At 69.0% G+C, this 14,489-nt stretch carries 12 protein-coding genes; 5 read left to right on the top strand and 7 right to left on the bottom strand.

What is annotated here, in order from left to right:
* The first annotated feature begins 57 nt into the window (after nt 1-57).
* On the top strand, nt 58-1,725 hold the full coding sequence (locus GFD21_RS00060) for a zinc-dependent metalloprotease (RefSeq protein ID WP_163195897.1): 1,668 nt from the start codon (nt 58-60) through the stop codon (nt 1,723-1,725).
* Nucleotides 1,726-1,797: 72 nt separating this feature from the next.
* Here GFD21_RS00060 and GFD21_RS00055 read toward each other — a convergent pair whose 3' ends face one another.
* Nucleotides 1,798-3,396, bottom strand: coding sequence for an ATP-dependent helicase (locus GFD21_RS00055; protein WP_163195896.1), 1,599 nt, complete (start codon nt 3,394-3,396; stop codon nt 1,798-1,800).
* 134 nt (nt 3,397-3,530) lie between these two features.
* Here GFD21_RS00055 and GFD21_RS00050 point away from each other — a divergent pair, with 134 nt between their 5' ends.
* Together GFD21_RS00050 and GFD21_RS00045 are read left to right on the top strand one after the other, a co-directional pair.
* The gene (locus GFD21_RS00050) at nt 3,531-5,429 is read left to right on the top strand and encodes a phosphotransferase (RefSeq protein ID WP_318643687.1); all 1,899 of its coding nucleotides are present in this window, start codon (nt 3,531-3,533) and stop codon (nt 5,427-5,429) included.
* Between the two features lie 78 nt (nt 5,430-5,507).
* Nucleotides 5,508-5,732: a DUF3107 domain-containing protein gene (locus GFD21_RS00045; protein WP_163195895.1), complete on the top strand. Its 225-nt coding sequence runs from the start codon at nt 5,508-5,510 to the stop codon at nt 5,730-5,732.
* Between the two features lie 118 nt (nt 5,733-5,850).
* Here GFD21_RS00045 and GFD21_RS00040 read toward each other — a convergent pair whose 3' ends face one another.
* From GFD21_RS00040 to dapF, 3 genes are read right to left on the bottom strand one after another with little or no spacing between them, the layout of a single operon-like run.
* A complete protein-coding gene (locus tag GFD21_RS00040; protein WP_318643720.1) occupies nt 5,851-6,744 on the bottom strand; it encodes a PHP domain-containing protein in 894 nt (297 codons plus the stop codon).
* 33 nt (nt 6,745-6,777) lie between these two features.
* A complete protein-coding gene (locus GFD21_RS00035) occupies nt 6,778-7,470 on the bottom strand; it encodes a vitamin K epoxide reductase family protein (RefSeq protein WP_163196489.1) in 693 nt (230 codons plus the stop codon).
* A gap of 57 nt (nt 7,471-7,527) precedes the next feature.
* A complete protein-coding gene (dapF, locus tag GFD21_RS00030; RefSeq protein ID WP_163195893.1) occupies nt 7,528-8,433 on the bottom strand; it encodes a diaminopimelate epimerase in 906 nt (301 codons plus the stop codon).
* A 142-nt stretch (nt 8,434-8,575) separates the two neighbouring features.
* Between dapF and murI the strand changes: the two genes are divergently transcribed.
* Together murI and GFD21_RS00020 are read left to right on the top strand one after the other, a co-directional pair.
* Entirely contained in the window at nt 8,576-9,370 is a 795-nt protein-coding gene (gene murI, locus GFD21_RS00025; RefSeq protein ID WP_163195892.1) for a glutamate racemase, read from the top strand.
* Between the two features lie 191 nt (nt 9,371-9,561).
* Entirely contained in the window at nt 9,562-10,413 is an 852-nt protein-coding gene (locus tag GFD21_RS00020) for a patatin-like phospholipase family protein (protein ID WP_163195891.1), read from the top strand.
* Nucleotides 10,414-10,534: 121 nt separating this feature from the next.
* Here GFD21_RS00020 and GFD21_RS00015 read toward each other — a convergent pair whose 3' ends face one another.
* The 3 genes from GFD21_RS00015 to GFD21_RS11310 all read right to left on the bottom strand — a co-directional run.
* Entirely contained in the window at nt 10,535-11,575 is a 1,041-nt protein-coding gene (locus GFD21_RS00015) for a D-2-hydroxyacid dehydrogenase (RefSeq protein ID WP_163195890.1), read from the bottom strand.
* 635 nt (nt 11,576-12,210) lie between these two features.
* Entirely contained in the window at nt 12,211-13,167 is a 957-nt protein-coding gene (locus GFD21_RS00010) for a type IV toxin-antitoxin system AbiEi family antitoxin domain-containing protein (RefSeq protein ID WP_163195889.1), read from the bottom strand.
* Between the two features lie 554 nt (nt 13,168-13,721).
* On the bottom strand, nt 13,722-14,489 hold a 768-nt coding region (locus tag GFD21_RS11310; RefSeq protein WP_163195888.1), incomplete at its 5' end, for an integrase core domain-containing protein.

Raw genomic sequence — 14,489 nt, 5'->3', positions numbered from 1 at the left:
CCGGGCCGCCGGTCGGCCGCGGGAGGCGTGGGCGGAATCAGACAAGAGGATCCGACTATGGACGAGAACGCAATTCACGAGTGGCTGATCAAATGCTTCGGCCCGGTTCAGGGCGAGATGGCATGGCGTCAGATCTCCCAGCTGCCCGATTCGATCCGCGAGCAGCTCATGAGCCAGGATCCGAGCACGCTGCCGAACCCCGCCGAGGTGCAGCAGATGATGGCCGCGTTCACCGCGGGGGGCCTGAACACGATGGGCGACATGACGCACGTCGTCGAGGAGGGGCCCATCAACGTCAAGCTCGCCAAATCGCTGGCCCTGCAGCAGGCGAACGCGGACGGATCGCGCACGTCGGTGACCGCCGGCGAGGGCGAGGCCGTGCGGCGGGCGATGAGCGAGGCGAACCTGTGGCTGGACACGGCCTGCGAGTTCGACCCCGCACCGGGCGAGCCGCAGGCGCTCACCCGCGCCGGCTGGGTGGAGGACACCCTCGACGCGTGGGCCAAGTTCGCCGCCCCGGTGGCCGCCTCGATGGGCGAGGCGCTCGCCTCGGTGATCTCGGAACGCCTCGGCGACTCCTTCGACGGCGAGATCGCGGGCATGTTCGCCGGCCCGGTGCCGATCCCGATCCCGGACGGCATGAAGGACCCGAAGCAGCTGGTCAGACTGCTGGGCAACACGTCGTTCGCCATGCAGCTGGGCCACGCGGCCGGCTCCCTGAGCCGCGAGGTGCACGGCGGCTTCGACCAGGGCATCGCCCTGCTGTCGAACCCGGCGGGTGCCCTGGTGGCCCAGAACGTCGAGGAATACACGAAACAGCTCAACGGCGAGGACGTCGCCCCGGCCGGCGGGGACGACGACGCCAAAACCAACCCGATCGGCTTCTCCTCCGCCCGCAACACCCACGACGTCCCCGCCGCCGACGGCACGGCTCACCCGGCCGCCGACCCCGAGACCCGGTCGCTGTTCGACGACATCGTGCGCCCCGACCCGATCCCCGCGCAGGAGGTGATGGCGTTCCTCGCCCTGCGCGAGGTGGCCCACGCCCGCCTCTACTCGTCCGTGCCGTGGCTGATGCCGCGCTTCGAGGCGCTGATCGGCAAGTACGCGCGCGGCATCTCCATCGACCTCGACGCGATGGAGGAGCAGCTGCGCGACGCCGGCGCGCTCGACCCGGATTCCATCTCGAGCGCCGTGAACCTCACCAAGGTCGGCATCCCGGACACCCCGGAGCAGAAGCAGGCGATGGCCTCGCTCGAATCGCTGCTGGCGATGGTCGAAGGCTGGGTCGACTGCGTGGTGTGGCGCGCCGGCATGGCGCACATCCCGCACATCGAGCAGCTACGCGAGATGATGCGCCGCGAACGCGCCACCGGCGGCCCGGCGGAACGCACCTTCGAAAGCCTGCTCGGCCTGGAACTGCGCCCGAAGCGCATGCGCGAGGCCGCGGGCATGTGGGAGATGATCACCTCCGCGGAAGGCGTCGGGGCGCGAGACGCGAAATGGTCGCACCCCGACCTGCTGCCCGCGCTCGCCGGCACGCCCGGCGCGCCGACCCCCGGCGCCGCGGACGCGAAGCGCGACGGCACGGACGCCGCCGACGGGGCCACGGCCCCGGCTGCGGATGCGAACGCCACCGGCACCGACTGGGACGCCGAACTGTCGAAGCTCCTCGACGAGGAGGGCGGCGACGGTTCCACGGAACCGTCCGGCGACGGCGAGTGACGCGGAACATCGGGCCGAGGACATCGGCGCCCCGACGGCCCGCGGCCCGATGTTCCGATATGCCCGCGGCCCTCAGCTCAGGAACCTGCTCAGGCGACGGTGCTGGGGGCCCATCCCATCCTTGGAGCGGGCGTAGGACATGTGCAGCGTGTCCTCGGCGCGCGTGACCGCCACGTACATGAGCCGCCGCTCCTCCTCGAGTTCGTCTCCGGGCCGCGGCGAACCGTAGGGCATGAGGCCCTCGGAGCAGCCGATGACGAACACGTGCTTGAACTCCAGGCCCTTGGACGCGTGCACGGTGGACACGGTCACGCGCCCGAGCTTCATGGCGAGCCGGTGCGCGGCCTGCGCGTCGGGCCCTGGCACACCGGCCCCCGCGCCCGTCCCGGCCCCGGCGGCATGGGCCGACTCCCCGGATTCGTCCCGTTCGCGCAGCGCCTCGACCATGGCCAGCCGCGCCGCCATGTCCATGTCGGCGACGGGCGAGGCCGACGCCCACCCGTTGTCGCGGCGCACGCGATACCCCAGACCGGCATGGCGCAATGCGGCGCAGCATGCGGCCTGCTGCGCGTTGATGCGCGTGAGGACCGCACAGTCCGCGGGGCTCTCCCCCGCCTCGACGAGCCGCCTGATGCGCGCGGCCACCCCGCGGGCCTCGTCCAGATCCGTCTCGTATACGGTGCGTTCGACGCGACGGCCGCCCTCGCGCGCCGAACGCAGCCGCAGGTATTCGTGCCGCACCGGCGAGGCGGCGAGCACCCGGTTCGCGTAGGAGACGACCTGCGGCGTGGAACGGTAGTCGGTGTCGAGGTGGATGTCGGCGGACAGCGGCCGGAACTCGTCGGCGAAGGCGAGCAGGTCGTAGCTGGAGGCCCCGGCGAACGAGTAGATGGTCTGCGCCGGGTCCCCAACCACGCACACGTTGCGGTTGTCGCCCAGCCACAGCCGCATGAGCCGGTGCTGCAGCGGCGAGACGTCCTGGTATTCGTCGACGGTGAGCCAGCCGATGCCGCGCCGTATCGCGGCGGCGGCCTCGTCGAAGTCCTCGAGCACGTGGCAGGCCATGAGCAGGATGTCGTCGAAGTCCATCTCGCCGCGCGAGGTCTTCTCCCGCTCGTACGCCCGGTAGACGTCGGCGAACCGGTCCGGGTCGAGTCCGGCGGGCCGGCACCGGTCGGTGACGGCGGCCACGCGCGCCACCTGGTCGGGCGAGACGAGCGAGATCTTCGCCCAGTTGATCTCGTCGCGCACGGCGCGCACGGTCAGGTCGTCCTCGTCCACGCCGGCATCGACCTGCCGCATCGCGCGGGCGGTGATGTCGCGCGCGTCCTCGACCAGTCGCGGGAACGGCGCGTCGCACACGTCCGCCCAGACGCGGCGCAGCTGGTGGAGCGCGGCCGAGTGGAACGTGGCGGCCGTGACCGCGTCCCCCACGCCGAGCGCGCCGAGGCGCACGCGCATCTCGGCGGCGGCCTTGACGGAGAACGTGACGGCGAGCGTGCGTGCCGGGTCCCATGCCCCGGACGCGCACGCGTGGGCGATGCGCCGCGTCACCGTGCGCGTCTTGCCGGCGCCCGCGCCCGCGATGATGCGCACCGGGCCGTCCAGCGCCGTGGCCGCGGCCAGCTGCGCCTCGTCCAGACCGTCGAGTGCCTTATCCATGGCCCTCATTGTGGCAAGGCCCATGCCCATCCGCGGGCTTCGGGCGCCCGGGCGCGCACGAAGCCCGCCGCCGGGCCCGTCAAGCGCCCGAATCGCGCCGTGTCCGGGCCTGCGGCAGGCCCGGCGTGTATTAGTGTGGGAGTGTGACTGAACGCAATGAACTTCTGCTGGCGGCGCTGACCTCCGCCGCCCTGCCGTCCGTGGTCGTGGCCGGCGTGTTCCCGGGCGCGACGCATGCGAACGGCATCGACCAGGCGCAGGTGCGCGACGTGACCGGCAAGACGTACGACGTCTACGCCTCCGACACCGAGGAAGGCCGTGGGAAACTGGCGGCGCGCGTCAAGGCGGCGAAGGCGCTGGCCGCGGCGCGCGAGCCGGGCGGGCTCGGGTTCGCGCTCGACCGGGTGCTCGGCTTCGCCCCGGGCGACGACCCGAAGGGCCCCACCGGCAGCACCGCGGTGATGGTGGCGATGCACCAGGACGGCAAGGAGCGTCCGCTCGACCTGCTCACGTTGGACGACTGCGCCGCGATGGGCACGGCGATCGGCGCCATCCACCGGCTCAACCCGTCCTTCCTCAGGGAGGCCGGGTACCCGCTGTACGCCACAGGGCAGATCCGGGCGCAGCTGACCGCGTGGATCGCGCGTCTGAAAAACGCGGGCCACGTGCCGCCCGAGATCACCTCGAGCTGGGCGAAGATCCTCGAGACCGAGGGCCTGTGGTCGTTCAACACCTGCATGGTGCACGGCGGATTCGAGGACGGCGACGTGCGGTTCAGCGGCTCGACGATCACCGCGGTCAACAACTGGCAGAACATGCAGGTCAACGATCCGGCCCGCGATCTGGCGTGGATCTTCTCCAAGCTGGACGAGGACCACCGCAACGCGGTGCTCACCGCCTACGGGCGCATGATGGGCAACCGTCTCGACGGCCTCATCATGCTGCGCGCCAACCTGTGGGTGCAGATGGAGCAGGTGGGCGATTTCATCCAGGCGCTCAACGAGGCCGATTCGCAGAAGATCATCCGTTTCAAGGCGCAGGTGGACCGCCTCGCCCACCAGCTGGGCGTGACCGCGCGCGCCGCCGAGCCGAAGCCGGGCTCGTTCGCCCCCGGCGGCCGTCGGATGTCGCCGAACGGCGAGGCCACGCGCGAGAAGCCGCCGTCGACGATCACCGTGGGCACGCTGCTCAAGGACGGCGAGCGCCGTCGCGCGGCCGCCGAGACCGCCGCGCGCGCCGCGGCCCCCGCCCCCGGGGCGGACAGGACCGGTCAGGCCGGCATCGTGGCGGCCGGCCGGGTCGCCGTGCCAGGCGACGCCACGGACGATACGGCGCGCACGCCGGTCAAGGCCGCGGGCACGGTCCCCACGGCCGGCACCGGTGCCACCAGGCCGCAGCCTTCCGCGTACGCGTCGATGCCGGCGCCGAGCTCCTCCGCCACCATCACGTTGGGCGGCGTCCCCGGTGCGCCCGAGGCCACCGATCCGGACGACACCGACGAGCGCGACATCCCCCATGACGGTGCCCGGGAGCCGGACCCGGACACCTCCGCCACCATCGTCATCCCGTTGCTGGAGCGCGAGGAGCGCGCGTTGCGCGATGCGCGCGCCGGTCTCGATTTCGACGACGAGACCTTCGACGACGAGCCCCGCGCCGCCGGCGATTACGCCGCGGACGCGGCCTCGACCGGGGTGCCGTCGCCCGGCGCCGCGTCGGGGGCCGCCATGCCCGCGCAGTCTCCGGCGGCCGATGCCGCGGGCACGGCCGATGCGGACGTCTCCGACGACACGAACGACGTGCCGGTCGTCGTCCCGGCGCCGGCCGGGTACGATCCGGACGACACGCCTTCGGTCACGCCGGTCGTGGTCGCGGCGCCGCTCGTCGCCGTGCACGCCTCCACCGGCACCGTCGAGCCGACGCCGGTCCCCGCGGACGACGACGTCGCCACGCATACCGACGGCGGGCCGGGCGACGCCGAAGACGCGGACGACACCGGCGAGGCGCACACCGTCCCGGCGGATCCCGCCACGCCGACGGCGTAATCCGCCGGGACCCGCCGGCAGGCGGGCACAATGGAACGCAGGCACAAGACCCCATAGCCAACCCAAGCAAGGAGCATCATGGACATCGAACTGGGTATCCGCAACGTGGCGCGCGCCGTCACCTTCAGCACCGACGACTCCGCCGACGCGGTGAACGACGCCATCGCCGAGGCCGTGGCCGCCGGCAGGCCGATCAGCCTGACCGACGACAAGGGCCGCCGCATCATCGTGCCGGCCGACGCGCTCGGCTACGCGATCGTCGGTTCCGAGACGAAGCACGCCGTCGGCTTCGGCGCGCTGTGACGCCGTGCGGCCGCGACGCCGCGGCGTGACACGGTACATCCGCGCATGAACGAAGGGTCTTCGCTTCCCGATTCCCGGGAAGAGAAGACCCTTCGTCGTATCCGATGCGTTTCCCCCGTTAGCGCCACAGACCGATCGCGCCGCGTTCCACGATGCGCCGCACGGTGTCCTCGTCGGTGAGGTTCTCCCCCAGCCGGTTCGGCTTGCCGGCGCCGTGCCAGTCGGAGCCGCCGGTGACGAGCAATCCGTGGGCGCGCGCGATGCCGAGCAGCCGTTCGCGCTGTTCGGGCGGGTTGCCGCGATGCCACACCTCGAGGCCGTCGAGCCCCTCGTCGATGAGCGCCTCGATCTGCCGGTCGGACAGCAGCCTTCTGTTGCGGCTCAGATCGCCGGGATGGGCGATGACGACGACGCCTCCCGCCTCGTTCACCGCGCGCACCACCTCATGCGTGGTCGGCGAGGGCGTGGGGATGTAGTACTTCGAGTCGGCGCTCACCGCATCGGCGAACGCCTCGGAACGGGTGCGGTAGACGCCGGCGGCGACGAGCGCGTCGGCGATGTGCGGGCGTCCGATGGTGGTCCTGCCGCCCTCCCGGACCTGGGCGAGCACGGACCGCCAGGTGATCGGCAGATCCGCGGACATGAGCTCCACCATGCGGCGCGTGCGTTCCAGACGCGCCTGACGGGTGACGGCGAACAGCCGGGTGATGTGCACGCTACGCGGATCGTATTGCAGGCCGAGCATGTGCACGGAGACGCCGTCGTCCTCCGCGGTGATCTCGGTGCCGCGCAGCAGCGGCAGCCCCCGATCGGTGGCGGCGCGTTCGGCGTCCGGCCAGCCGGCGGTGGTGTCATGGTCGGTGATCGCCACGCCCGCAAGTCCCCTGGCCCTAGCCTCGGCCAGCATCGCGTCCGGGGTCTCGGTGCCGTCGGAGAACACGGTGTGGCAGTGCAGGTCCCATCCGGTCGTCGGCGGGTCAGTAGGCGTCACGTAACGAGTCATACCCTCTATCGTAACCTCACCACGCCGCCTCTCCGGCCCGCGTCAGGCGAAGATCGCGGCGCCGTCCTTGACGATGATGAGCGTGACGATCGCGAGCAGCCACACCAGATCGACCATGAGGTCGTAGTTGAGACGGTAGTAGGTGTCGAGGCCGCGCGGACGATCCGGCCCCTTCGCGCCGGGCAGCCGCTGCACGACCGCCGTGGCGTGGCTGAGCGCCATGAACTGGACTGTCGTGGAGAACATGAGCGCCAGGCACCAGGGGCACAGCGCGCGGATCACGAACAGGGACTGCGTGGTGAGCCAGTACGAGTAGAGCAGGGCGGCGAGCCCGCCGAACCAGATGCATGCCGCGAACCAGCGGGGCACCTTCACGCGGGCGAGGCCGATCACCGCGATGGTGACGAACACCGATTCGGCGGCGATGCCGAAGAACGCGTTCGGATAGCTCAGACCGGCGAACTTCACGATCTCCGACTGCCACGACTGGGCGACGGTCGAGCAGGACAGCACGGCGTTCACGTCGCAGCCGAGCTGCTGGTCCGGGTGCCGCGCCAGTTCGAGCGTCTCGGCGCTGAGCACGAAGGAGACGATCAGGGCCACCGCCGAGGCGAGCAGCACGACCAGATAGGTCCAAGTCGCCCCATGCCGCCATCCGGAGGGCAGCTTCGCGGCGGCGGACCCGTCCGCACCGCGCCCGTCGATCGTCGTCACATCATCGTCATGCTTCGTCATCATCGTTCCCCTTCGTCCTGTCGTTCCGTCATCCCGTCCGCCGGCGAGCGCACGCCGTCACGCGGCGCGCGGCGCCAGCTCGATATCGCCGACGATCGTCGCATCGCCGGTGAGCGTCACGTCCGTGTCGGTCACGTCCACGCGCAACGTGCCGCCGCGCACGGTGATCAGCCAGTGGTCCACGCCCGTCTTCGCCCGCAGCGTGACGGCGGTGGCGCACAGGCCGGTGCCGCACGACAGCGTCTCGCCGCAGCCGCGCTCGTTGACGCGCATCGTCGCCTCGCCCAGATCGTCCGCGTCGTCGTCGATGTCGTCGATGCGCACGAATTCGACGTTCTGGTCGGATTCGATCACGGGCGCCACGACCGGCTTCGTGACGAGGTCGAGCGCCTCGACGGTCGGCAGCGTGGAGAACGCGTCCTCGATGACGGCGACCACATGCGGGTTGCCCATGTCGACGAACGTGCCGCGGGCCGAGCCCGGCGTGCCCGGGATCGTGACCTCGTACGCATCGGTTTCGCCGCGCCTCCACGCGCCCATGTCCACACGGAACACGTGCTCGCCGAGGCCTTCGACCTTCCCGAGCGAGGTGAGGGTCTTGACGCCGGCGCGCGTGCCGAGGCGGAACACGTCGCCGTCGAACAGGCCTTCGCGCTGGGCGAACAGGGTGATGGCGCGCGTGCCGTTGCCGCACATCTCCGCGAGCGAACCGTCGGAGTTGCGGTAGTCCATGAACCATACGGCGCCGTTGCGCTCGCAGTCGGCGACCTGCTCCCCGCTCAGGTCGGACACGTCACGCGGGCGCGCGAGGCGGATCAGGCCGTCGCCGCCGATGCCGAAATGACGGTCGGTGAGGAACCTCACCTCCTCCTCGGTGGGCTCGAAACGGCCCTCGGGATCGAGGTAGACGACGAAATCGTTGCCGGTGGCGTGCGCCTTGGTGACGTGCTGCGGAATGCTCATGGCTGCCAGCATACCCGACCCGCCGCGCTCCGGGCCGCCGCCCGTTCACGTCCGGTCGCGCCGTCCGCTCGTCGCGAGTACGCTGGGTCGGGAGTGCGGAACGGCCGTGTGAGACGGCCGCGCGTGGCAGGGAGGAGTGCTGATGAGTTCGACGGCGCCGATCGGCGTGTTCGATTCCGGGTTGGGCGGCATCTCGGTGGTGCGGCAGCTCGTGCGGGACATGCCGCACGAGCGGGTCCTCTATTTCGGCGATTCCGCGAACGCGCCGTACGGCGTGAAGACGCCGGAGCAGGTGAGGAAGCTGAGCTTCGCGATCGTGGAACGTTTCGTGAAGCAGGGCGTCAAGGCGGTGGTCATCGCGTGCAACACGGCCACCTCCGCCGCGGTGAACGACCTGCGCGAGGCGTACGACATCCCGATCATCGGCATGGAGCCGGCGTTGAAGATCGCCTGCGACCGCGGCGACGTGCCCTCCGACCCGCATCACATCCCGCAGCGCGTGATCGTGGCGGCCACGCCGCTCACGCTGCGCGAACGCAAGTTCGCGAAGCTCATGGAGCGTTTCGACTCGGACAACGAGATCGTCAAGGAACCGTGCCCGGAACTGGTGGAGATCGTCGAGTCGGGGAGGCTCGGCGACCATGACCTGGTGATGCGCACGCTGCACGGCTACTTCGACCAGTACGACCTCGACCGCATCGACTCGGTGGTGCTCGGTTGCACGCATTTCGTGTTCTACCGCGACTATTTCCGCGAGCTCCTGCCCGAACGCGCGGCCGTCATCGACGGCAACGAGGGCACGGTGCGCCATCTGGGCGTCGTGCTCGAATCGCTCGGCCATCTCGCGCCGGAATCGGCGCGGGGCGGCGTCGAGCTCGCGAACTCCGACCCGTCGGAGCGCATCGCCGCGCTTTCGCGCGAGCTGCTGCACGCGTGAAGCGCGTGAGGCGGCGGGGAACCACCCCGCGTTGCGACGGTTCCGCCATGCCTGTCCAATAAGCGTGGGGATGTCCCGCCTCGGGGCGTAGTGTCGGCCTGACGGACCGCGGGACCGCGGACGGATACGGGCGCAGGACCGCGGGACCGACGCGGGATGCGGGACGTATGCAGGACGCAAAGGGGGATGACATGGCGAACAGGACGGCGATGATCGACGTGGGCGGCGGCTTCCGCGCGATCTTCGGATGCGGCGTGATGGACTACATGCTCGAGGAGGGCATCGACGTGGACATGTGCTACGGCGTCTCGGCGGGCGCCGCGAACATGACCTCGTTCATCGCACGCCAGCACGGGCGCAACCACACGTTCTACACGAAGTTCGCGTTCCGCAAGGAATACGCGAGCGCCGAAAGCTTCTTCAAGAACCACAATTTCGCGAACCTCGACTACATCTACGGCACGCTGAGCAACCACGACGGCGAATACCCGGTGGACTTCGACGCGTTCGAGGCGAACCCGACCGGGTTCACCGTCATCGCCTGCAACGCCGAGGACGGCTCGACCAAATACTTCGACAAGTCGCGCATCCGCTTCGACGACTTCGACGTAGTCAAGGCGTCGTCGGCGGTGCCGGTGGCGTGCGAACCGTACGTGGTGGACGGCGTGCCGTACTACGACGGCGGCATCGCCGATCCGGTCCCGGTCCAGAAGGCGCTGGACGACGGCTATGACAAGGTGATATTGATTCTGTCGCGTCTGCGCGACGAGGTGCGCCAACAGCGCAAGGACCTCGCGCCGGCCCGCATCCTGGAGCGCACGTATCCGGCGGCGGCCGAGCGCCTGCGCATGCGGTACAAGACGTACAACGACGAGATCGAGCTGGCGAAGCGGTACGAGGCGGAGGGCCGCGTGCTCATCCTCGCACCTGAGGACTTGTACGGCCTCAACACGCTCAAGAAGAGCTTCGAAGGACTGGAGATGATGTACCGCAAGGGCTACGCGGCGGCCGAGGCGTCGGTGAAGGGGTTCCTCGAAGGCTGATCGCGGCCCGAGGAGTGTACGACGTGTGCGGGGCGCTTGCGGTGGAATCATCCGTCGCGGGCGTCCCGCACACGTCGTATGGGGGAAGCACCTATGGGGGAATCGCCCCCGGCTTCCTCCCCTACCGCCGCACGTTGACGAACGGCTCTCCGGCCGCGTAGCGTCTCACGTTCTCCAACGCGATGTCGATGATGCGCCGCTCGGTGGCCTCGAGATGGTTGCCGCCGGCCACATGCGGGGTGATGAGGCAGTGCGGCTCGTCCCACAGCGGGCTGTCGGCGGGCAGCGGCTCGGGTTCGGTGACGTCGAGTCCCACGCCGTGCAGCTGGTCCTCGGCGAGCGCCCGTTCGAGGGCGATCGGGTCGATGGCGTTGCCCCGGCCGGCGTTGAGCAGCACGGCCGTGGATTTGAGCAGACTGAACCGCCTCGCGTCGATGAGATGGGTCGTGTCGGGCGAGGCGGGCACGGCGAGCGCCACCACATCCGCTTCGGGCAGGAGCGCGTCGAGTTCGTCGAATCCATGCATCTCGTCGATGCCGTCCGCGGGTTTCGCGGCGTCGCGGCGTATGCCGACCGTATGCGCGCCGACGGCTTTGACGAGCCGCGCGAAATGCGAGCCGATGTCGCCGGTGCCGATGACCAGCACGGTCGCGCCGGCCGGGCTGAGCGCGCGGCCGAGGTCGTGCCAGCGGCGTTCGCCCTGCTGGCGCGCATAGTCGGGGAGGTTGCGCATGAGCGCCCACATCATCGCGAACAGATGCTCGCCGACGGTCTGGCCGTACGCGCCGGTCGCATTGGTCACGGTGACGCCGTCGGCGAGGACGCCGGGCGCGACGTACTTGTCGACGCCGGCGCTCCACGTCTGCAGCCAGGCCAGACGCGGATAGTCGCGGCAGTCGGAGGGCGGGATGTTGCCGATGACCGCCGTGGCCTTCGCCTTGAGCTCCGCGGGCACGTGGGCCTTCCATATCATCGTGCCGCGTTCGATGGGGTTGCCGACGAACTCCTGGCGCACGCCGGGCGCCGCGGCTGCGAACGCCCGCCGCTCGGCGTCCGTCAGCGGCAGGCAGTTGATGATGAGCGCATCGCCACGGTTCCCGTCGCCGGTCGTGCCATTGGTCTCGGTGACATCTTCGACACCTACTTCGTTGTTGGCTGCCATATCGGTTTCCTCGCTGTTCTCGATGTTGCCCATGTCTCCCATATCGCCATTCTAAATTCGCCAAGCCACGTGGCCGCCTCGCCCGTCCATTCCCGGCAATCCTTCCGGCGATGCCGTGCGGCGTGTCCAAGACTGTCGAAACACCTCGCCCATTCATGGCAATGCCATGCGGCGTGGCCGATACGTCTCACCCATCCGGCCTGGGGTCTCCCCGGCAGTGCCATTCGATTGAAACGGCCGATACCTCCCGTCCCATCCACTCCATCCACTCCATCCATTCCATCCACTCCATCCACTCCATTCCATCCCATCCGTTCCTCCCGTCCCATCCACTCCATCCATCCCCGGAACCCTTTTCGGCGGCGGTTCTTACGGAGATCGACCCGATGCTCCGTAATTTCGGACGCTGACCGGTCGTAAGCGGCGGTTCTTACGGAGCAATGGGTCGATCTCCGTGGAAACCGCCTCTTGTGGCGAGCCAGTGTCCGAAATTACGGAGCGAGCCGTTCATCTCCGTAGGAACCGCCGCTCATCGATGTCCGGCGGCGGTTGTTACGGAGCACCGGATCTATCTCCGTAGCGACCGCCGCAGGAGTCGTTGTCCGCCCCGGCCGGATTCCGCGATGTCCGCCGCATTACCGGATCCTGGGGACTCCGGCGTCGGACAGTTTCCGCTCAAGCCTCTGCGGTCGTACCAGGTCCTCATAAACGGTGTGTATCACGGTGGAGACGTTTCCGGCCTTCAAATGGGCCTCCCGTCTCCGTTCGTATTCGAGTTTCGATTGCAAGGTCGCGCGGTTCGGATTACCGGTATCCGCATATTTGGCCATCCCGTCGTATTCGGCCACGATGATGCGCCCGTCGGCCAGCTTCCAACAGAAATCGACGCGGTATGGAGCCTCGGGATTGCCGGGATTGTCGAATTCGACCTGCAGTTGCGGTTCGGCGAACCCTTGCATGATCATCAATCCGCGCATCAGCGATTCACCTCCGTTCTCGCTGGCCGGTGATGCATGGTCCACCAATCTCCCCACCGCCCGCTCATCACAGTTCGCGCGCAACGCCAATACCCGTATCTCCTCGGCACGCACCAGTCCGCGGCGCAGCGCGGAATCGAATATGGCGAGCGCATTGGCGAACGGGTATGTCGCGCAATCGATCAGCGTCCGGGCCGGGGACGTGACCAGAATGCCGTCGCTGCGCCAAAGCCGACCCGTGCTCGACATGTACAGACGACACAACCGCTTGTTGTCGTCGCCGCGCGGCCCACCGCGGGAAGCGATATGGATCCGCCCGTCATGCAGGCCATACCCATGTTCGAGACCATACAGGCAGACGGCGCTCAGACCGGCGAACACCCAACGGGGCCGACGCTTCGCCAACGCGCGTATGGTGTGCAGCGAACGTTCCTCCACGTTGAGCCGTTCCCAATACCCCGCTCGCGCATACAGGTTGGGATAGGGGGATACGAGTTCATGGGAGCGCAGACGCCTGCGCAGCGCATGCTGCATGGCATCGCCCCGTCCGATGGCGCAGCGTCGCTCCCGTTCGGCTTCCCGCAGAAGCGCATCGACTCCTTTATGTGTCTTCATGCCTCGACGCTATGCCGGACGCCGATGCCGCACCAAACCGTTAGGACAATGTGTACGGAGCTTCCCATGTTCCGGTCTCAATGTGGATAACCCGGACCGGACGCCGCCGATTCGACCGTCCGGATTCCCCCACCCGGGTTCCGAGCCGATCGGTGATTCCGCGATTCCCGCCTCGCCGATACCGTCACGCAGGACACCGCTGACCCAGCCGTCCGGATCCATCACCCAGGTTTCCAGATCCATCACCCGGGTTCCGGATCCCGCAATCCCCACTCGTCAATACCTGAGCGCGGGACGCCCCGCCTGATGATATGGATTTAGCGCCCCGCTTACCTCCCGTCCGTGGTCAGGCGAGAATCAACCGAAACAACCCATATGAACGAGGCATCCGCCGTTCTTGGAGGCGGTTCTTACGGAGATATCCCCACTGCTCCGTAATTTCCGCCGCTGACTTGTCTCAAGAGGCGGTTCTTACGGAGCAATGGCTGTATTGTCTTGGGGCATCGTTGACGCATGTCTCGGGGCATGGTTGACGGTGTGTCTTGGGGCATGGTTTACATCTGTCCTGGGGCATCGTTGACACCGGGCGAGGGCCTGCGGCGCTGGTAGTCGCGGGCGGGGTCGAGCACCTGCCCGGCGAGAACCTCGCCGGTGACCGGGTCGACGACGGTGATGACCCCGTGGTCGATGCCGAGTTCCACCGTCCTGCCGGCATTCTTCTTGCCGATGTTGACGACGATGCGGCGCACGCCCCCTCCACGCGCGCGGACGACGCAGCCGCGCCCGTCCGTCCTGTGGAGCCCCGCGGGGACGGTGACGTCAACGGGCCTGACACGTCCGACGCCCGGCCCGCGGCGCACGGGCCTTCCGGAGGCCTCCATCCCCGTCCCGCGGCGTTCCTCCTCGTCCCGCCTGGCCTGCTCGCGGGCGGCGAGTTCGGGGTCGGGGCCGGCCTTGCCCTTCGCCTCGTACGCCTCCTTGGGGGTGTGCCGTCCCAGGGCGCGGTGGGGGCGCTCCTCGTTGTACTCGCGCCGGAACCCGTCGAGCTGCCGGTTGAGTTCGTCGAGGTCCTTCGCCAATGGTCCGGCCGCGAGCCATTTCTTGAGGGTGCGGTGCCAGCGTTCGATCTTGCCCTGAGTCTGGGGATGGTACGGCCTGCCGTTCTTCCGCCTCACGCCCATCAGGGCGAGCGTGCGTTCGAACCCGCCGGGTTCGGCCGAGCGGAGCCGGGTCGTGTACACGCTGCCGTTGTCGGTGAGCGTGGACGCGGGGATCCCGTACCGGGAACACGCCTTGCGGAACGACTCCTCGATCGTCCCCAT

Origin of the sequence: Bifidobacterium platyrrhinorum (genome assembly GCF_010667645.1) — a bacterium.
Classification (GTDB): domain Bacteria; phylum Actinomycetota; class Actinomycetes; order Actinomycetales; family Bifidobacteriaceae; genus Bifidobacterium; species Bifidobacterium platyrrhinorum.
The sequence above is the reverse complement of the archived record's forward strand: the minus strand, read 5'-3'. Positions and strand labels throughout refer to the sequence as shown.

Coding starts and splice junctions, on each gene's coding strand:
- murI (WP_163195892.1), top strand. CDS start 8,576: ATGAGTTCGACGGCGCCGATCGGCGTGTTCGATTCCGGGTTGGGCGGC.
- GFD21_RS00010 (WP_163195889.1), bottom strand. CDS start 13,167: ATGAAGACACATAAAGGAGTCGATGCGCTTCTGCGGGAAGCCGAACGG.
- GFD21_RS00015 (WP_163195890.1), bottom strand. CDS start 11,575: ATGGCAGCCAACAACGAAGTAGGTGTCGAAGATGTCACCGAGACCAAT.
- GFD21_RS00020 (WP_163195891.1), top strand. CDS start 9,562: ATGGCGAACAGGACGGCGATGATCGACGTGGGCGGCGGCTTCCGCGCG.
- dapF (WP_163195893.1), bottom strand. CDS start 8,433: ATGAGCATTCCGCAGCACGTCACCAAGGCGCACGCCACCGGCAACGAT.
- GFD21_RS00060 (WP_163195897.1), top strand. CDS start 58: ATGGACGAGAACGCAATTCACGAGTGGCTGATCAAATGCTTCGGCCCG.
- GFD21_RS00045 (WP_163195895.1), top strand. CDS start 5,508: ATGGACATCGAACTGGGTATCCGCAACGTGGCGCGCGCCGTCACCTTC.
- GFD21_RS00055 (WP_163195896.1), bottom strand. CDS start 3,396: ATGAGGGCCATGGATAAGGCACTCGACGGTCTGGACGAGGCGCAGCTG.
- GFD21_RS00035 (WP_163196489.1), bottom strand. CDS start 7,470: ATGACGAAGCATGACGATGATGTGACGACGATCGACGGGCGCGGTGCG.